Origin of the sequence: Micromonospora olivasterospora, from assembly GCF_007830265.1 — a bacterium.
In the GTDB taxonomy this organism is placed as follows: Bacteria; Actinomycetota; Actinomycetes; order Mycobacteriales; family Micromonosporaceae; genus Micromonospora; species Micromonospora olivasterospora.
Map to the genome: position 1 here is coordinate 3,926,412 of NZ_VLKE01000001.1, position 15,837 is coordinate 3,942,248.

The window sequence follows — 15,837 nt, forward strand, 5'->3', positions numbered from 1 at the left end:
CGCCGTTAAGGCTCGCCGGGCCCCCGTACGCCGGTCGCCGGCCCAGGGTGACCGTGCCCTGTGGAGGCCACGAACCGGCCCGCAATACGCGACCAGGTCGCGTCGTCGAGCTGCCCCTCCTGTGGAGCTGCCCGCACGGACGGGACAGCCTCCGGCGGGACACCCGGCCGCGTCAGTCCTCGGCGCGGCCCAGCCGCAGCAGCACCCGCGCGCCGCCGCGCAGGCCCGCGTGCAGCTCCAGCCGCCCGCCGCTGGCCTGCGCCGCCCGGCGGGCGATGTCCAGGCCCAGCCCCGTGGAGCCGGCGGTGCTGGCCCCCCGGCGCAGGGCGTCGGGAGGCAGCCCCGGCCCGTCGTCGGCGACGGTCAGGACGACCTGCCCGGCCGCGGCCTCCAGGGCGACCGTGAACGGGGTGCCGTCAGGGGTGTGCGCGAAGACGTTGCCGAGCAGCGCGTCCACCGCCGCCGCCAGCTCGTCGGCGGGTGCCCGGACCGGCAGCGGGCACGGGGCCAGGTCGAGCGTCACCTCCCGGCCGGTCTCCTCGGCGAGCACCGACCAGAAGGCCACCCGTTCGCCGACCACCCCGGCGGCGTCACAGCGGGCCGGGGCGGACGTCGAGCGGCGCCAGCGCGCCTGGCGGATCAGCCCGGTCACCGCCCGCTCCAGCCCGTCGACGGCGGCGGTCATCCGGACCGCGTCGTCCGGGTCGCGCAGCGACTCCGCCTCCAGCCGCAGCGCGGTCAGCGGCGTACGCAGCCGGTGGGACAGGTCCGCCACCTGCTCCCGTTCGTCGTGGAGCAACTCCTGGATGCGCCCGGCCAGGTGGTTGAGCGCGCCGGCGACCTCCCGCAGCTCCGGCGAACCGGCCGGCGTGACCCGGGCGTCCAGCTCGGCGTTGGCCAGCCGGTGGGACACCCGGGACAGCTCGGCGATCGGCCGGACCAGGGTCCGGGCCAGCCGATCGGCCACCGCGAGCCCGACCAGCACCAGCAGCACCCCGAGCGCGGCGAGCACCAGCCACGCCCGGGCCACCCCGGCGGTCAGCTTGGCCCGCGGCACCACGGTACGGATCACGGCCGTACCGTCGGGGCGTCCCCGCACCGCGATCACCACCTCACGGCCGTCGTCGCCGCCGACGGTCAGGCTCTCCCCGCGCGCGGCCAGCGCCACCGCGGGCGTCCGGGGGGCGGGCGCGCCGAGCACGGTGCCGTCGGGCAGGAAGACCGTCACCGGGTGGCCCGAGTCCGCGGCGAGCCGCTCGACGGTCAGCCGGACCGTCGCCGGGTCGGCGGCGCCGACCACCGGGGCGAGGCTCTGCGCGTCGGCGGTGGCCCGGACCGTGGCCCGGTCGGCGGCCACCGTCCGCACCAGCAGCGCCAGCGGCGCCAGGAAGGCGGTGAGGATGAGTACGCTGACCGCCGCGACGAGCAGCGCCAGCCGGCGCCTCATCCGGCGTCCCCGGGGGCGGCGAGCCGTACGCCGACGCCGCGCACCGTGTGCAGGTAGCGGGGGCGCTGGGCGCTCTCGCCGAGCTTTCGGCGCAGCCAGGACAGGTGCACGTCGACGGTCTTGTCGGCCCCGCCGTACGGGATGTGCCAGACCTCGGTGAGCAGCTCCCGTTTGGTCACCACCTGGCCCGCCCGCGCGGCGAGGTGGTGCAGCAGGTCGAACTCCCGGGGCGTCAGCTCCACCGCGACCCCGTCCAGGGTGACCTGCCGGGACCGGGGGTCCACCCGCAGCCCGGCGACGACCAGGGCCGGGTCGCCCTCGGCGGTGGCGGCCGCCCGGCGCAGCACCGCCCGGACCCGGGCGTCCAACTGGGCGGCGGTGAACGGCTTGACCACGTAGTCGTCGGCGCCGGCGTCGAGGACCCGGACGATCTCCGTCTCGTCGTCCCGCGCGGTGGCCACGATGACCGGCACGGCGCTGACCGCGCGCAGCATCCGCAGCAGCTCCCGGCCGTCCAGGTCGGGCAGCCCGAGGTCGAGCACGACCAGGTCGGGCCGTTCGTCGAGGGCGTCGCGCAGGCCGTCCAGCGCGGTGGACGCGGCGGCCACCGCGTGCCCCCGCTCGCGCAGCGCCCGCACCAGCGGCGTCCGGATCGTCAGGTCGTCCTCGATGAGCAGCAGGCGGGGCACGCACGCAGGCTAGCCCCTCGGCCGTCGCGGGCCCGAGCCCGTTAACCGTCCCTTAGGGTTGCCCGGTGCCGGCCGTAACGTGGGATCGGGGATAGTCGGGGCATGGGCCGTCACCCGCTCCTCGCCGTCACCGGTTGGCTGGTCGCCGTCGCGGTGGCCACCGTCGTCGGGCTGGCCGCGATCCGGCTGATCGGGGACAGCATCACCGGTACGCCCGGCGGGTGCGCAGCGCCCGGGACGTCGCCGAGGACCTCGCCTCACCCGCGCCGTCGCCCGCCACGTCGGGCCCGTCGCGTCCCCGTCCGCCAGCCCCGCCCCGACGGGCGGCACGGCGGCCCCCGCGCGAGCCGGCAGTTCGCGGTGCGGGGCGGCAGCGCGGTCGCCGAGTGCGGGCCGGCCGGCGTGTGGCTGGTCACCTGGACCCCGGCGCCGGGTTACCGGGAGGGCGAGGTCGAGCGGGGGCCCGGCCACGAGGCGAAGGTCCGGTTCGTCGGGCCGGACGGCCGGGCGGAGCTGAAGGTGCGCTGCTCCGGCGGGCAGCCGGTGCTCGACGACTGAACGACGCCGGCGGGCCGGCGGAGACGGGCGCACGGCGCCGCCCCGACCCTGAGGTCGTAACGTCGCCGCGCTCCGGCCGTCTCCCACCATCGCAGCCATCCGGCGGTACGCCAGCGGGGACTTGGCTCGACCGGCCGGGCGGGCCGGTCGATGCTGTCGATGCCCGGTGCGGCGGGGTCCAAACCTCCGGAGAGTGGCGAATTCCACCATCTGGGGTTACCGGCGTGACGCGCGCCGGCACCGGGTATGTGCGCGCCATGGAGCATTACACGATCGCGACCGTGGCCGAGAAGAGCCCCGACTTCCGGCGGGTGCTGTGGACCGGCGAGCACACCCAGTTGGTGATCATGACCATCCCGCCCGGCGGGGAGATCGGGGAGGAGGTCCACGACGGAATCGACCAGATCCTGACGTTCGTCAGCGGCACCGGCGAGGCCCGGGTCGCCGGCGAGAAGAAGGAGGTCGCCCAGGGGGACCTGGTGGTGGTGCCGGCCGGTACGAAGCACAACTTCGTCAACACCGGCCCGAACCCGCTGGTCCTCTACACCGTGTACGGCCCGCCGGAGCACGCCGACCAGGCGGTGCACCGGACGAAGGAGGAGGCCGAAGCGGCGGAGGCGGCCGGCGCGGACGAGCCGCCCACCGCCTGATCCGCGGGCCCGGTCAGGCCACCACGGGCACCGCCGAGACGTCCACCGTCTCCGGGTGCTTCAGGCCCGCGCCCGTGTTCAGCACCACCACCCGCTCGTCGGCCCGGATCCACCCGCCGGCGCGCAGGTGCCGGGCGGCGGTCAGGCACGCGGCCCCCTCAGGGCAGAGCAGCAGCCCCTCGTCGGCGCCGAAGTCCCGCAGGTCGGCCAGGATCTCCGCGTCGTCGACGGCGATCGCCGTGCCGGCGCTGGCGCGCAGCGCGGCCAGGATCAGCTCGTCGCCCAGCGGCGCCGGCACGGTGATGCCGAACGCCACCGTGCGGGCGTCCGCCCACGGCTCGGCCCGCTCGTCGCCGGCGGCGAAGGCCCGGACGATCGGTGCGCAGCCGGTCGACTGGACCGCCACCAGGCGGGGTAGTCGGTCGCCGATCCAGCCCAGCCCGCGCAGCTCCTGCATCGCCTTGTGGATGGCGATCAGCCCCACCCCGCCGCCGGTCGGGTAGATGATCACGTCGGGGACCTGCCAGCCGAGCTGCTCGACGATCTCGTACCCCATCGTCTTCTTGCCCTCCAACCGGTAGGGCTCGCGCAGCGTGCCGGCGTCGAAGACCGCGCCACCGGAGGACGCCACCAGCGCGGCGATGTGCCGGCCCGCGTCGCTGATCAGCCCGTCGACCAGGCGCAGGTCGGCGCCGGCGGCCAGCACCTCGCGGCGGCAGATCGCCGGCGCGTCCAGCGGCATGGCGATGGTCGCCCCGATCCCGGCCCGGGCCGCGTACGTCGCCCAGGCCGCGCCCGCGTTGCCGTTGGTCGGCATGGCGATCCGGGTCGCGCCCAGCTCCCTGGCCCGGCTCACTCCGACGGCCGCCCCCCGCGCCTTGAACGAGCCGGTCGGGGTCAGCCCCTCGTCCTTCACGATCAGGTCCGGGACGCCGATCCGGGCGCCGTACGCCGGGGCGCGCAGCAGCGGCGTCCAGCCCTCGCCCAGCGTGGTGACGTGCCGGGGGTCGACCACCGGCAGCAGCTCCCGGTAGCGCCACAGGTCGGCCGGGCGCAGCGTGAACCGTTCCGGGGTGACCGTGGCGGCGACCGCCGCCAGGTCGTACCGGGCCAGCAGGGGCGAGCCGCACTGGCACAGGTTCTGCAGCTCGGTCGCCGGGTACGCCCGGCCGCAGCGCGGGCACTCCAGGTGGGTCAGGTACACGGTGCCTGCTCCTCGCGTCCTCAGCTCGCGTCGATGCTCAGCCAGCTCCTGCTGCGCCGCCCCGGCTCGTACGCCGAGTCCAGCCGCTTCGCCACCACCCCGGGCAGCCCCTGCTCGCGGCCCGCCCGCAGCGCGTCCGCTCCCGCGCCGGGGAACCACGGCGGAGTCTGCCAGCGCGCCCCGGCCAGCGCCAGACCGTCGAGCAGCTCGCGACGCTGCGCGTACGGCACCTCCACGCTGGGCACCCCCTCCAGCCACAGCAGGTCGAAGATCAGGTACTGCCCGGTCGGGCCCGCGCGCCCGCCCGCGCCCGGCCGGGCCGGCCGCACCCGGCCGCGCCGGTCGATGTCGACCAGCACGCCGTCCAGGACCGCCTCCGTCGGCGCCAGCTCCTCCGCCAGCTCCCGCAGCCACGGGTACGCCCCGGTGACGTCGGCGTCGGAGTCGTCGAGCAGCCGCAGCCGGCCACCGGAGACGTACGCCATCGCCCGGACGCCGTCCCAGCGCAGCTCGTACCCCCAGTCGGCCTCGTCGCGGGGCAGCCGGGCGGCCCGGGCGGGCCGCATCGGGCGGACCAGCTCGGGCATGCCGGTCCAGCCGGGCGGCGCGGGGTCGGTGCGGCGGACCATCCAGTCCCGGCCTCCGGTGGCGAACAGGACGTAGCGCCCCCGCGTCCGCCTGCCGTCGAGGACGACGACCACCTCGTCGTCGCGCCACTTCTCCGCGCGGTACGTCCCGGTGTCGTGGACGGTCATCTTCCCGCCGCCGTACTCGCCGGCCGGGATCTCGCCGTGGAAGGTGAGGTACTCCATCGGGTGGTCCTCGGTGTGCACGGCGAGGTGGTTGCGGCCCGGCTCCCGGGGCAGGCCGCGCGGCACCGCCCAGGACACCAGCACGCCCTCGCGCTCCAGCCGCAGGTCCCAGTGCAGGCGGCGGGCGTGGTGCTGCTGGATGACGAACCGGGGGCCGCGCCGGGCGGTCCGCTCCGGCGCGGGCGTCCGCTCCGGCACCGGCTCGGGGGTACGCTTCGCGTTCCTCCTGCGCCGGTACTCCTCCAGCCGGTCGGCCATCCCCGCATTCTCCGGCACGCGGTGCCGGTCGGCAGCGCCGACCGTCCGGTTCGTGCTGTTCCGGGCGCTTCGGCCCGCGGGCCAGCCCCGCGCATGTTCGCCGTGATCAGGGGTAGAGCAGCCGGCATGACGAGCGTTGACCAGCTCACCGTTCCGCTCTCCGGCGACGTCCGGATGCCGCTGCTCGGCTTCGGCACCTGGCAGGCCACGGGCCGGGCCGGCTACGACGCCGTGCTCGCCGCCCTCGACGCCGGTTACCGCCACATCGACACCGCCACCATGTACGGCAACGAGAAGGAGGTCGGCCGGGCGGTCAGGGAGAGCGGGCTGCGCCGCGAGGACCTCTTCATCACCACGAAGCTGCCGCCGGACCGCGTGGGCCGGGAGCGGGAGACCCTTGAGGAGAGCCTGCGCGCCCTCGACACCGACCACGTCGACCTGTGGCTGATCCACTGGCCGCCGGCCACGCCCGGCGACAGCATCCCCACCTGGCGGGAGCTGCTCGCCGCCCGGGACGAGGGCCTGGCGCGCACGGTCGGGGTCAGCAACTACAGCGTCAGCCAGATCGACGAGCTGATCCAGGCCACCGAGGAGATCCCGGCGGTCAACCAGATCCGCTGGAGCCCCACCCTGTACGACCGGCGGACGCACGCGGCGCACCGCGACCGGGGGGTCGTGCTGGAGGGCTACAGCCCGTTCAAGACCAGCGACCTTTCCGACCCGGTGCTGACCCGGGTCGCCGCCGCGCACGACGTGTCCCCGGCGCAGGTGGTGCTGCGCTGGCACATCGACCACGAGATCGTGGTGATTCCCAAGTCGGTGACGCCCGAGCGGATCCGCGCGAACTTCGACGTCTTCGGCTTCTCGCTGACGGCGGAGGAGATGCGCGACATCGACGCCCTGGGACGGTGAACCGCCCGCTCCGTACCACGGGTCGGCCGTGATCGCCCGCCCGTGTGCTCGTGCAGCCGTGCGATCCGGGCGCGACGGCCGCTGGTCAGGACGGGACGAAAGGGCTCTACCGTGCACTCATTGCACCGAGTAGTCTCTTGACTTCAGCGCGTGCCGACCCCTCCGGAGGCGTACACCACCATGCGTGGCTCCACCCTGCGCATCCTCGTCGTCGGCGCGGGCATCGCCGGACTGGCCGTGGCCCGGGCACTGCGGATGGTGGGCTTCCGGCCCGACGTCACCGAGAAGCTGCCCGCGGCGGAACTCGTCGACACCGGCCTCTACCTGCCCGGCAACGCGGCGCGGGCGCTGCGCCGGCTCGACCTGCACGATCCGGTACGCCCGCTCGGGCGGATCATCCACCGGCAGCGCTTCTTCGACGCCGCCGGGGCGCCGCTCTGCGAGGTCGACCTCGACGCCCTGTGGGCGGGCGTCGGCGAGTGCCGGGCGCTGCCCCGCGCCGAGCTGCACCGCGTCCTGCTCACCGGGGCCGGCGGCGCCGTCCGGCACGGCGCCGAGGTGAGCGCCGTCGAGCTGCTGCCCACCTCGGTGGGCGTCACCTTCGCCGACGGGACCGCCGCCGAGTACGACCTGGTGATCGGCGCGGACGGCCCCCGTTCGACCGTACGGTCGCTGGCCGCACTGGGTGGGCCGCCCCGCCCCGCCGGGCAGGTGATGTACCGGGGGATCGTCCGGGGCGGCCCGCAGGTCACCGAGTGGACCGCGCTGCTCGGCCAGCGGTCCGGCTTCCTCGTGGTGCCGCTCGGCGCGGGGCGGCTCTACTGCTACGCCGACGAGGCGGGCACCGTCGCGCCGGCCGATCCGCTGGCCCGGCTCCGCGAGCTGTTCGGCTCGTACGGCGGGCCCGTGCCGGGGGTGCTGGAGGCGCTGGAGCGGGTGCACGTCAGCGCGACCGACGAGGTCGAGCTGGGGCGCTGGTCCCGGGGGCGGGTGCTGCTGGTCGGCGACGCCGCGCACGCCACCGCCCCGACCCTGTCCCAGGGCGCGGCCATGGCGTTGGAGGACGCCGTGGTGCTGGCCGAGGCGCTGAAGGCCGCAGGCTCGGTCGAAGCGGCCCTGGTCGCGTACGAGAGTCGGCGGCGCCCGCGTACCCGCTGGGTGCGGGACCGGACCCGGGACCGCAACCGGACCCGCGACGTGCCGCCGGCGCTGCGCGACCCGCTGCTGCGCGGGCGCGGCGGGCGCATCTTCGGCGAGCACTACCGGTTGCTCGTCGACCCGCTGTAGCGCGACCCTCCAGCCTGCCCGGCCACCCCACGCGGGGCCCCCACCTGCCGGGGACTATCCTCCTTGCGGATGACGGCTCGCAGATAACCAGCGCGTGCCGAGCGGGACAAACCAGAACCGGAGGCCACTCGTGACCACCGTCGCACCCAAGCCGGTCGTGACCCGGCCCTGGCCGGTCCGAGAGCCGGTCAAGGGGTCGGCCATCGCGCGGCTGCTGCGGACCACGGACGCGAAGCAGATCGGGATCATGTACATGGTCACCGCGTTCGCGTTCTTCATGATCGGTGGCCTGATGGCCCTGATCATGCGGGCCGAGCTCGCCCGCCCGGGCATGCAGTTCCTGTCGCCCGAGCAGTTCAACCAGCTGTTCACGATGCACGGCACGATCATGCTGCTGTTCTTCGCGACGCCGATCGTGTTCGCCTTCGGGAACTACGTGGTGCCGCTGCAGATCGGCGCGCCGGACGTGTCGTTCCCCCGGCTCAACGCGTTCGCGTACTGGCTGTACCTGTTCGGCGGCACCATGGCCACCGCCGGCTTCATCGCCCCGGGCGGCGCCGCCGACTTCGGGTGGTTCGCGTACGTGCCGCTGAGCACCGCCGAGCACTCGCCGGGTGTGGGCGCCAACATGTGGATCGTCGGCCTGGCCATCTCCGGCCTCGGCACGATCCTCGGCGCGGTGAACATGATCACCACGATCCTGACCCTGCGCGCCCCCGGCATGACCATGTTCCGAATGCCGATCTTCACCTGGAACCTGCTGGTCACCAGCCTGCTGGCGATCCTGGTCTTCCCGCTGCTGGCCGCCGCGCTGTTCGCGCTCGCCGCGGACCGGCTGATCGGCGCCCACGTGTACGACTCGGCCACCGGCGGCCCGATGCTGTGGCAGCACCTGTTCTGGTTCTTCGGTCACCCCGAGGTCTACATCATCGCGCTGCCCTTCTTCGGCATCATCTCCGAGATCATTCCGGTCTTCTCCCGGAAGCCGATCTTCGGTTACAAGGGCCTCGTGGCCGCGACGGTCGGCATCGCCGCCCTGTCGCTGAGCGTCTGGGCGCACCACATGTTCGTCACCGGCCAGGTGCTGCTGCCGTTCTTCAGCTTCCTCAGCTACCTGATCGCCGTACCGACCGGCATGAAGTTCTTCAACTGGATCGGCACCATGTGGCGGGGCCAGATCAGCTTCGAGACGCCGATGCTGTTCGCCGTCGGCTTCCTGGTGACGTTCCTCTTCGGCGGTCTCACCGGCGTGCTGCTGGCCAGCCCGCCGCTGGACTTCCACATCTCCGACTCGTACTTCGTGGTGGCCCACTTCCACTACGTGCTCTTCGGCACCATCGTGTTCGCCGTTTTCGGCGGCATCTACTTCTGGTTCCCGAAGATGTTCGGCCGGATGCTCGACGAGCGGCTCGGCAAGGTGCACTTCTGGCTGACCATGATCGGCTTCCACACCACGTTCCTGGTGCAGCACTGGCTGGGCGCGGAGGGCTTCCCGCGGCGGTACGCCGACTACCTGCCGTCCGACGGCTTCACCTTCCTGAACACGGTCTCCACCATCGGCGCGTTCATCACCGGTATCTCGACGCTGCCGTTCATCTACAACTGCTGGAAGTCGTACAAGACCGGCCCGGTGGTCGAGGTGGACGACCCGTGGGGCCACGGCAACTCGCTGGAGTGGGCGACCAGTTCGCCGCCTCCGCTGCGCAACTTCGACCGGATGCCGCGGATCCGTTCCGAGCGTCCCGCGTTCGACGCGAAGTTCCCGGAGCTGGCCGCCGGCCAGAGCCTGGCCGGGCCGCCGGAGGGTGGCGCCAAGCCGCTGACCAGCGAGTCCGACGGTGGCGCCAGCTACCAGGAGGACACTGCGAGCAACGCCGACCGGCACTGACCAACCGACACGACGGGCGCCGCACCCACCCGGGTACGGCGCCCGTCGCCGTTCCCCCGGCCGTGCCCCCGCCCCGGCGATCAAGAGCTTTGCGTCATGATTCGTCCCCAGGCGAGACGCAAATCTCTTGATCGTCCGCTGGCTCGCGCCGGGAGGGGGAGGGGGCAGGGGAAGGGGGGCCTGGGGGCGGGGAGGGTCAGCCGGGGAGGCCCGCTGGCTCGGGGGCCAGGGTGGGCTCGGCCGCCGAACTGCGGCGGTGCCGCAGTTCGGCGGGGAGCACGGCGGCGGCGATCAGCACGCCGACCACGCCGGTGACCACGAATCCCCACAGCGGCGCCGTGGCGTCGATCACCGCGCCGGCCAGCGGGGCGCCCAGCGCGACCCCGGTCGTCACGGCCGAACCGTGCAGGCCCATCGCCTCGCCGCGCACCGCTGCGGGGGCGAGCCGGCTGACCGCGTCGGCGGTGGCGGCGATGCTCGGCGCGCAGAGCAGCCCGGCCGGGACCAGGGCCAGGCCGAGCAGCCACCAGTGTCCCCCGCCCAGCCCGACCGGGATGGTGCACAGGCTGAGCGCCGCCACCAGCGCCAGCGGCGGCACGGCGCGGCTGACCGCACCGTACGCGAAGCCGCCGACCAGCGACGCGGCCGCCCATCCGGCGAGGACCGCGCCCGTCCACCCCACCTCGCCGCCGGCCCGCAGCACGGCGACCACCGCGACGTCGGTGCCCCCGAGCACGAGGGTGGCCGCGAAGCTGATCGCCAGGACGGCGAGCAGCCGGGGCGTGAGCCACTCCCGGCGGGGCACCCGGCGCGGCTCCCGGGCCGGCTCGTCCGTCTCGCCGGCCTCCCGCACGGGCGGGTTCATCAGCCACAGCGCGATCCCGGCGGCGACGATGCCGGCGCCGACCGCGTACAGGGTGAACCGGGAGGACACCGTCGTGCACAGGGCCACGGCGAGCGCCGGGCCGACCATGAACGACAACTCCACCGACATCGAGTCCAGCGCGTACGCCGGGCGGCGCTGCTCCGGCGGCGCCAGCGCGGCGACCGACTGCCGGACCACCGAGAACAGCGGCAGGGCGAGCAGTCCAGCGACGAACGCGGCGGGCAGCAGCAGCGGGTACGGAAGCGCGGGCGCGGTGGACCAGAACACGCCCTCGGCGACGGTGGTGACGACGAGCACCGGCCGCAGGCCGCGCCGGTCCACCAGCCGGCCGAGCAGCGGGCCGCCGATCGCGGAGCCCACGGTCATGGCCGCGCCGACCAGGCCCGCCGCCCCGTACCCGCGGCCGAGGTCGAGCACCACGTGGAAGGTGATGGTGACCCCGGTCGCGGTGAGCGGGATGCGGGCGAGCACGGACACCAGCAGCAGTGACCGGAGTCCGGGCAGGGCGAGCGCCTGCCGGTAAGGCTTCATGTTCACGACGGTGGAGTACCTCCGGCCGCCATCCTCGGCCCCGGGTACGACACCCGCCAGCGGTTTACCGCCTCAGGCGACCCTGATCACAGGCTGCCCGCGCAGCGCCACCCCGGCGCCCTCCATGGCGCGCAGCGCCACGTCGGTCGTCGCCGGCGCCACGGCGGCGGTCAGGTCGAGCAGCACGGTGGTGGCGAACCCCTCCCGGGCCGCGTCCAGGGCGGTGGCCCGCACGCAGTGGTCGGTGGCGATGCCGACGACGTCGACCGTGTCGACGCCGTGCCGGCGCAGCCAGTCGGCCAGGCGCTCACCGTCGGCGGCGTGCCCCTCGAACCCCGAGTACGCCGCGGCGTACTCGCCCTTGTGGAAGACGGCCTCGACGCGGCTCGTGTCCAGCTCCGGGTGGAACTCCGAGCCGGTCGTGCCGACCACGCAGTGCGCGGGCCAGCACTCGACGTAGTCCGGCGGGTCACCGAAGTGCGCCCCGGGGTCGACGTGGTAGTCCTTGGTGGCCACGACGTGGTCCCACCGGCCGGGCTCGGCGGCGAGCAGCCGGGAGATGCCGGCGGCCACGCCGGCTCCGCCGGCCACGGCGAGGGACCCGCCCTCGCAGAAGTCGTTCTGCACGTCGACGATGATCAGCGCGTTGCCCACGGGGGTGCTCCTTCGCGGCGCGGGATCAGGCAGCGGGGACGACGATGACCGGGATGGCCGGGTCACCGGCGGAGAGCTTCAGGCCCTCCCAGGGGATGGAGATGAGGCACTGCCGCAGGTGCTCCCGCGACTCGTCCAGCGTGGGCAGCTCGACCGGCTCGCCCCCGACCACGTACGACCGCTGGAGCAGCCGGTCGTGGGGCTGCCGGTCCGGCACGCCCTGCGGGACGACGACCTCCTCGGTGGCGGTGCCGGTCGGCTTGTGCCGGCGGACGGCGACCTTGCGCCCGCCGATGGTGGCCTTGTGCTCGGAGCGTTTCACCACCGGCTGGCCCGCCACCTCGACCAGCTTGTAGACCAGGCCGGCGGTGGGCGCGCCGGAGCCGGTGACGACCGCGGTGCCCGCCCCGTACATGTCGACGGGCTCGGCGGCGAGCGCGGCGATGGCGTACTCGTCGAGGTCGCCCGAGACGATGATCTTCGTCTCGGTGGCGCCGAGGGAGTCGAGCAGCTCGCGGGACTGCTGGGCGATGACCGCCAGGTCGCCGGAGTCGATCCGGACGGCCCGCAGCTCGGGCCCGGCCACCTCGATCGCGTTGCGGATGCCCTGGCTGATGTCGTACGTGTCGACCAGCAGCGTCGTGTCCTTGCCCAGCGTGGCGACCTGCGAGGCGAACGCCGCCTTCTCGTCGTCGTGCAGCAGCGTGAACGCGTGCGCGGCGGTGCCGGCGGTGGGGATGGCGTAGCGCTCCCCGGCGGCCAGGTTGGAGGTGAACCGGAACCCGGCCAGGTACGCGGCGCGGGCCGCGGCCACCGCCGCCTCCTCGTGCGCCCGCCGGGCCCCCATCTCGATCAGCGGCCGCCCGCGGGCCGCGGTGACCATCCGGGCGGCGGCTGCGGCGACGGCGCAGTCGTGGTTGAGCACCGACAGCACCAGCGTCTCCAGCACCACGCACTCGGCGAACCCGCCGGAGACGGTGAGGATCGGGGAGCCGGGGAAGAACAGCTCGCCCTCGGCGTACCCGTCGACGTCGCCGGTGAAGCGGTATCCGGCCAGCCACTCGGCGGCCCGCTCGTCGACCACGCCGGTGCGGCGCAGGAAGTCGATCTCGGCGGCGGAGAACCGGAAGTCGCGGATCATCTCGACCAGCCGGGCCGTGCCCGCGACCACCCCGTAGCGGCGCCCGGCGGGCAGCCGCCGGCTGAACACCTCGAAGACGCAGGGGCGGTCGGCAGTGCCGTCCCGCAGGGCGGCGCTGATCATCGTCAGCTCGTAGTGGTCGGTCAGCAGCGCGGGACGAAGGGTGCTCACCCGGCCAGCCTAGAGTTCAGCCCGTCGGCTCGCCGTCCTGGCCCGGCAACGACCGCAGCGCGGAGCGCAGCTCGGCCCGCCCGGCCACCCCCAACTTGCTGTAGACGCGTTGCAGGTGGTTCTCCACCGTCCGGCTGGACAGGAAGAGTCGCTCGGCGATGGCCCGGCTGGTCACCCCCTGGGCGGCGAGGCGGGCGATCTCCCACTCCCGCTCGGTCAGGGAGGGCTGGCCCAGCCGCAGCGCGGGGGTGACGACCTGGTCGCACCGGCCGAGCAGTTCGCCGAGGCGCTCGTGCGCGGCCGTGGCCGAGCTGGACCGGTCTCGGCGCAGCCGGTGCAACGCCGCCGCGGTCGCCTCGGCGGCGAACAACCGCAGGTCCAGCGCGGCGAAGTCGTCGGCCACGGCGAGCAGGTCGTCGGCCGCGTCGGTGCCGGTGGCCCGGGCGTACCGGGCCAGCAGCGGGGGCAGCGGGCCGTCGACCCGCTCGGACAGCTCGGTCAGCCGCTGGGCGACCGTCCGACGGCCGCCGTCGACGCAGGTGGGGCCGACGGGGGCGGCGGCCTGGTCCAGTCGGACCAGGTCGTGCAGGACGAGCACCTCGTGACCGGCGAGCCCGTCCTCGCGGAGCCGGTCGGCCAGGGCGGCGAGGTGCTTGGCGGCGGCCGGCAGGTCCCCGGCGGCGAGCACGGCGCCGCGGGCCTGCTCCAGCCAGGGGTAGAGCACCGCCATCCCCGGCGCGTGTGTCCGGTCCGCCTCGGCCATCGCCTCCGCGGCGTGCGCGGCGTCACCGCGCAGCGCCGCCGCCTGGGCCCGTTCGGCCTGGGCCAGGCCCGCGTACACCCGGCTGGTGGCCAGCACCGCGCACGCGCCGAGGCTGGTCTTGAGCGCCGCGCCGCTCTGGCCGCGCAGCCGCGCCGCGTACGCCTGGAGGATGGCCAGGTAGCCGGTGCCGAGCCGGAAGTCACCCTCGCCCGCGAGGTCGGCGAACTCGTCGGCCACGATCGCGTCGATGCCGGCCAGGTCGCCGCCGAGCGTGAGCCGGGTGCCCCGGGCCAGCTCCAGCGCCAACTGCAGATAGGGCATGTCCCCGCGCCAGCGGGCGGCCTCGGCCTGCACCTGCCGGATCGCGGCGGCGCTGCGGCTCAGCTGCCCCTGCGCGGCCTGGAGGTGGGCGAGCGTGCACCGGGCCAGCTCGCGGGCGGCCACCCCGGCGGCCGGCCGGTCCAGCACCGCCCGGGCCAGCCGCACCGCGTGGGTCGTGTCCAGCCGGTGCAGCCGCATGATCGCCTCGAAGGCGTTGACGCGGGCCCGCTCGCTCGCGTCGGTCAGCTCCGCGCCCCGGGCCGCGATCTCGTCCACGGTGGACTCCTGGCTGAGCCCCCAGTAGCTGACCATGCCCCGGACCGTGAGCCACCGGGCGCGCCGCCCCGGCCCGGAGGCGTCCCCGGCCACGGCGTCCAGCATCGCCAGGGCCTCGTCCGGCCGGTCGGCGAACATCAGGATGGTGGCCAGCAGCTCCGCCGCGTCGAAACCGCCGTCGGCGTCCAGCGCCGCGCGGGCCAGCCGGGTCCCCAGCGGTACGTCGTACCGGGCGAACGCGTGCGCGGCGGCGTCGAGCAGCAGCGCCGGGTCCTGCGCGGTGCCGGAGTCGAGCCGCCACACCGCCACCCGCAGCAGGTCGCCGCGGCGGCGCTTGCCCACCGCCTCCAGCAGCTCGGCGAGCCGGGCCTGCAACCGGCGGGTGCGGCTGACCGGGCAGCGGCGGCGCATCACCTCGCCGTAGAGCGGGTGGCCGAGCCGCACGTCGACCCGGCGGTCGTTGTGCTCCACCGCGATCAGCCCGCGCTCCTCGGCGGTCTCCACGTCGGTCGGCTCCACCGCCTGGTAAAGCAGGTGCAGGCCCAGCGGCTCGCCGAAGGCGACCAGCTCCAGCACCGCCCGCACGCCCGGGGTGAGCTGGCCGATCCGGGTGTCGATCAGGTCGGACAGGCTCGGGGCCAGCTCCAGGCCGCCGGTCCAGCGCCACACCCCGTACGCGCGGCTCAGCTCGTCGTTCGGGGCCGCCATCACCAGCTCGCGCAGCAGCAGGGGATTGCCGCCGGAGAGCCGCCACAGCCGCTCGGCGGACCGGCCGTCGACCGGCCCTCTCAGGATGGCCGCGAGCAGCCCGGTGGTGTCGGAGAGACCCAGCGGGCTCAGCTCCACCTGGTCCACCAGACCGTTGGTCCACAGGGCCCGGATCGGCAGCGGCAGCTGCTCGCCGTCGCGGAGCGTCCCGATCACCGTGGCGTTGTCGGCCCGGGCGATCAGGTGGACCAGCGCCGCCGACGGCGGGTCCAGCAGGTGCGAGTCGTCGACCGCCAGCACGATCCGCCGCCCGGCCGCCTGTTGCTGCAGCTGGTCCACCGCCCAGCGCAGCATCCCCGCCGGGGACAGCCCCTGCGGCTGCTCGGTGGGGAGGACCTGGATGAGGCCGCCGAAGGGCAGGGCCGCCGTGGTGGCGCTGGCGGCCACGGACCACACGGCGTACCGGTCGGTGGGCAGGGCGGCCAGGCACTCGCGCAGCAGCCGGCTCTTGCCCACGCCGGCCGAGCCGCTGTAGATGAGGCCCCGCCCCTCGACCCCGGTCGCCGCCGCCAGCAGACGGTCGAGCTCATCCCTGCGGCCGACGAACTCCCACCGACTCATCGGAGCAGCATATCGATGCGGATACGTCCGCGTACGTACCGTCACCGTGGCGGAAATTGA

13 protein-coding genes are annotated in these 15,837 nt (G+C 74.8%); 5 read left to right on the forward strand and 8 right to left on the reverse strand.

The features are described 5' to 3' along the window. Positions 1 to 172 precede the first annotated feature (172 nt). Positions 173 to 1,447: a sensor histidine kinase gene (locus JD77_RS18140; RefSeq protein WP_145775412.1), complete on the reverse strand. Its 1,275-nt coding sequence runs from the start codon at positions 1,445 to 1,447 to the stop codon at positions 173 to 175. Continuing rightward, positions 1,444 to 2,136 carry a response regulator transcription factor gene (locus JD77_RS18145; RefSeq protein WP_145775413.1) on the reverse strand — a complete coding sequence of 231 codons (693 nt, stop codon included), beginning with the start codon at positions 2,134 to 2,136 and terminating at the stop codon, positions 1,444 to 1,446. The genes JD77_RS18140 and JD77_RS18145 overlap by 4 nt, the downstream gene beginning before the upstream one ends. Positions 2,137 to 2,238: 102 nt before the next feature. On the opposite strand from JD77_RS18145, the gene JD77_RS18150 reads away from it, so the two are divergent. Together JD77_RS18150 and JD77_RS18155 are read left to right on the forward strand one after the other, a co-directional pair. Continuing rightward, positions 2,239 to 2,694 (forward strand): septum formation initiator, encoded by a 456-nt coding sequence (locus JD77_RS18150; RefSeq protein ID WP_145775414.1) that lies wholly within the window; start codon positions 2,239 to 2,241, stop codon positions 2,692 to 2,694. A 257-nt stretch (positions 2,695 to 2,951) separates the two neighbouring features. Continuing rightward, positions 2,952 to 3,344, forward strand: a complete 393-nt coding sequence (locus JD77_RS18155) for a cupin domain-containing protein (protein ID WP_145777642.1) — start codon at positions 2,952 to 2,954, stop codon at positions 3,342 to 3,344. Positions 3,345 to 3,357: 13 nt separating this feature from the next. On the opposite strand, the gene JD77_RS18160 is transcribed toward JD77_RS18155, so the two are convergent. Then, complete coding sequence (locus tag JD77_RS18160; protein ID WP_145775415.1) at positions 3,358 to 4,548, reverse strand: threonine synthase; 1,191 nt, start codon at positions 4,546 to 4,548, stop codon at positions 3,358 to 3,360. Between the two features lie 20 nt (positions 4,549 to 4,568). Continuing rightward, complete coding sequence (locus JD77_RS18165; protein ID WP_145775416.1) at positions 4,569 to 5,618, reverse strand: DNA polymerase ligase N-terminal domain-containing protein; 1,050 nt, start codon at positions 5,616 to 5,618, stop codon at positions 4,569 to 4,571. Positions 5,619 to 5,744: 126 nt separating this feature from the next. On the opposite strand from JD77_RS18165, the gene JD77_RS18170 reads away from it, so the two are divergent. The 3 genes from JD77_RS18170 to ctaD all read left to right on the forward strand — a co-directional run bounded on the left by JD77_RS18170 (position 5,745) and on the right by ctaD (position 9,705). Continuing rightward, entirely contained in the window at positions 5,745 to 6,530 is a 786-nt protein-coding gene (locus tag JD77_RS18170; RefSeq protein WP_145775417.1) for an aldo/keto reductase, read from the forward strand. 180 nt (positions 6,531 to 6,710) lie between these two features. Beyond that, positions 6,711 to 7,817, forward strand: a complete 1,107-nt coding sequence (locus tag JD77_RS18175) for an FAD-dependent monooxygenase (RefSeq protein ID WP_145777643.1) — start codon at positions 6,711 to 6,713, stop codon at positions 7,815 to 7,817. Between the two features lie 130 nt (positions 7,818 to 7,947). Next, entirely contained in the window at positions 7,948 to 9,705 is a 1,758-nt protein-coding gene (gene ctaD, locus JD77_RS18180; RefSeq protein WP_145775418.1) for an aa3-type cytochrome oxidase subunit I, read from the forward strand. A 196-nt stretch (positions 9,706 to 9,901) separates the two neighbouring features. Here the strand turns inward: ctaD and JD77_RS18185 are convergent, their stop codons facing one another. The 4 genes from JD77_RS18185 to JD77_RS18200 all read right to left on the reverse strand — a co-directional run bounded on the left by JD77_RS18185 (position 9,902) and on the right by JD77_RS18200 (position 15,777). After that, positions 9,902 to 11,122: an MFS transporter gene (locus tag JD77_RS18185; protein WP_145775419.1), complete on the reverse strand. Its 1,221-nt coding sequence runs from the start codon at positions 11,120 to 11,122 to the stop codon at positions 9,902 to 9,904. A gap of 72 nt (positions 11,123 to 11,194) precedes the next feature. After that, a complete protein-coding gene (locus JD77_RS18190; protein WP_145775420.1) occupies positions 11,195 to 11,776 on the reverse strand; it encodes an isochorismatase family protein in 582 nt (193 codons plus the stop codon). 25 nt (positions 11,777 to 11,801) lie between these two features. Then, entirely contained in the window at positions 11,802 to 13,088 is a 1,287-nt protein-coding gene (locus JD77_RS18195; RefSeq protein WP_145775421.1) for a nicotinate phosphoribosyltransferase, read from the reverse strand. A 16-nt stretch (positions 13,089 to 13,104) separates the two neighbouring features. Beyond that, a complete protein-coding gene (locus tag JD77_RS18200; RefSeq protein WP_145775422.1) occupies positions 13,105 to 15,777 on the reverse strand; it encodes a LuxR C-terminal-related transcriptional regulator in 2,673 nt (890 codons plus the stop codon). Between the last annotated feature and the right edge of the window lie 60 nt (positions 15,778 to 15,837).

Coding starts and splice junctions, on each gene's coding strand:
- JD77_RS18155 (WP_145777642.1), top strand. CDS start 2,952: ATGGAGCATTACACGATCGCGACCGTGGCCGAGAAGAGCCCCGACTTC.
- JD77_RS18140 (WP_145775412.1), bottom strand. CDS start 1,447: ATGAGGCGCCGGCTGGCGCTGCTCGTCGCGGCGGTCAGCGTACTCATC.
- JD77_RS18175 (WP_145777643.1), top strand. CDS start 6,711: ATGCGTGGCTCCACCCTGCGCATCCTCGTCGTCGGCGCGGGCATCGCC.
- JD77_RS18165 (WP_145775416.1), bottom strand. CDS start 5,618: ATGGCCGACCGGCTGGAGGAGTACCGGCGCAGGAGGAACGCGAAGCGT.
- JD77_RS18170 (WP_145775417.1), top strand. CDS start 5,745: ATGACGAGCGTTGACCAGCTCACCGTTCCGCTCTCCGGCGACGTCCGG.
- JD77_RS18150 (WP_145775414.1), top strand. CDS start 2,239: ATGGGCCGTCACCCGCTCCTCGCCGTCACCGGTTGGCTGGTCGCCGTC.
- JD77_RS18185 (WP_145775419.1), bottom strand. CDS start 11,122: ATGAAGCCTTACCGGCAGGCGCTCGCCCTGCCCGGACTCCGGTCACTG.
- JD77_RS18200 (WP_145775422.1), bottom strand. CDS start 15,777: ATGAGTCGGTGGGAGTTCGTCGGCCGCAGGGATGAGCTCGACCGTCTG.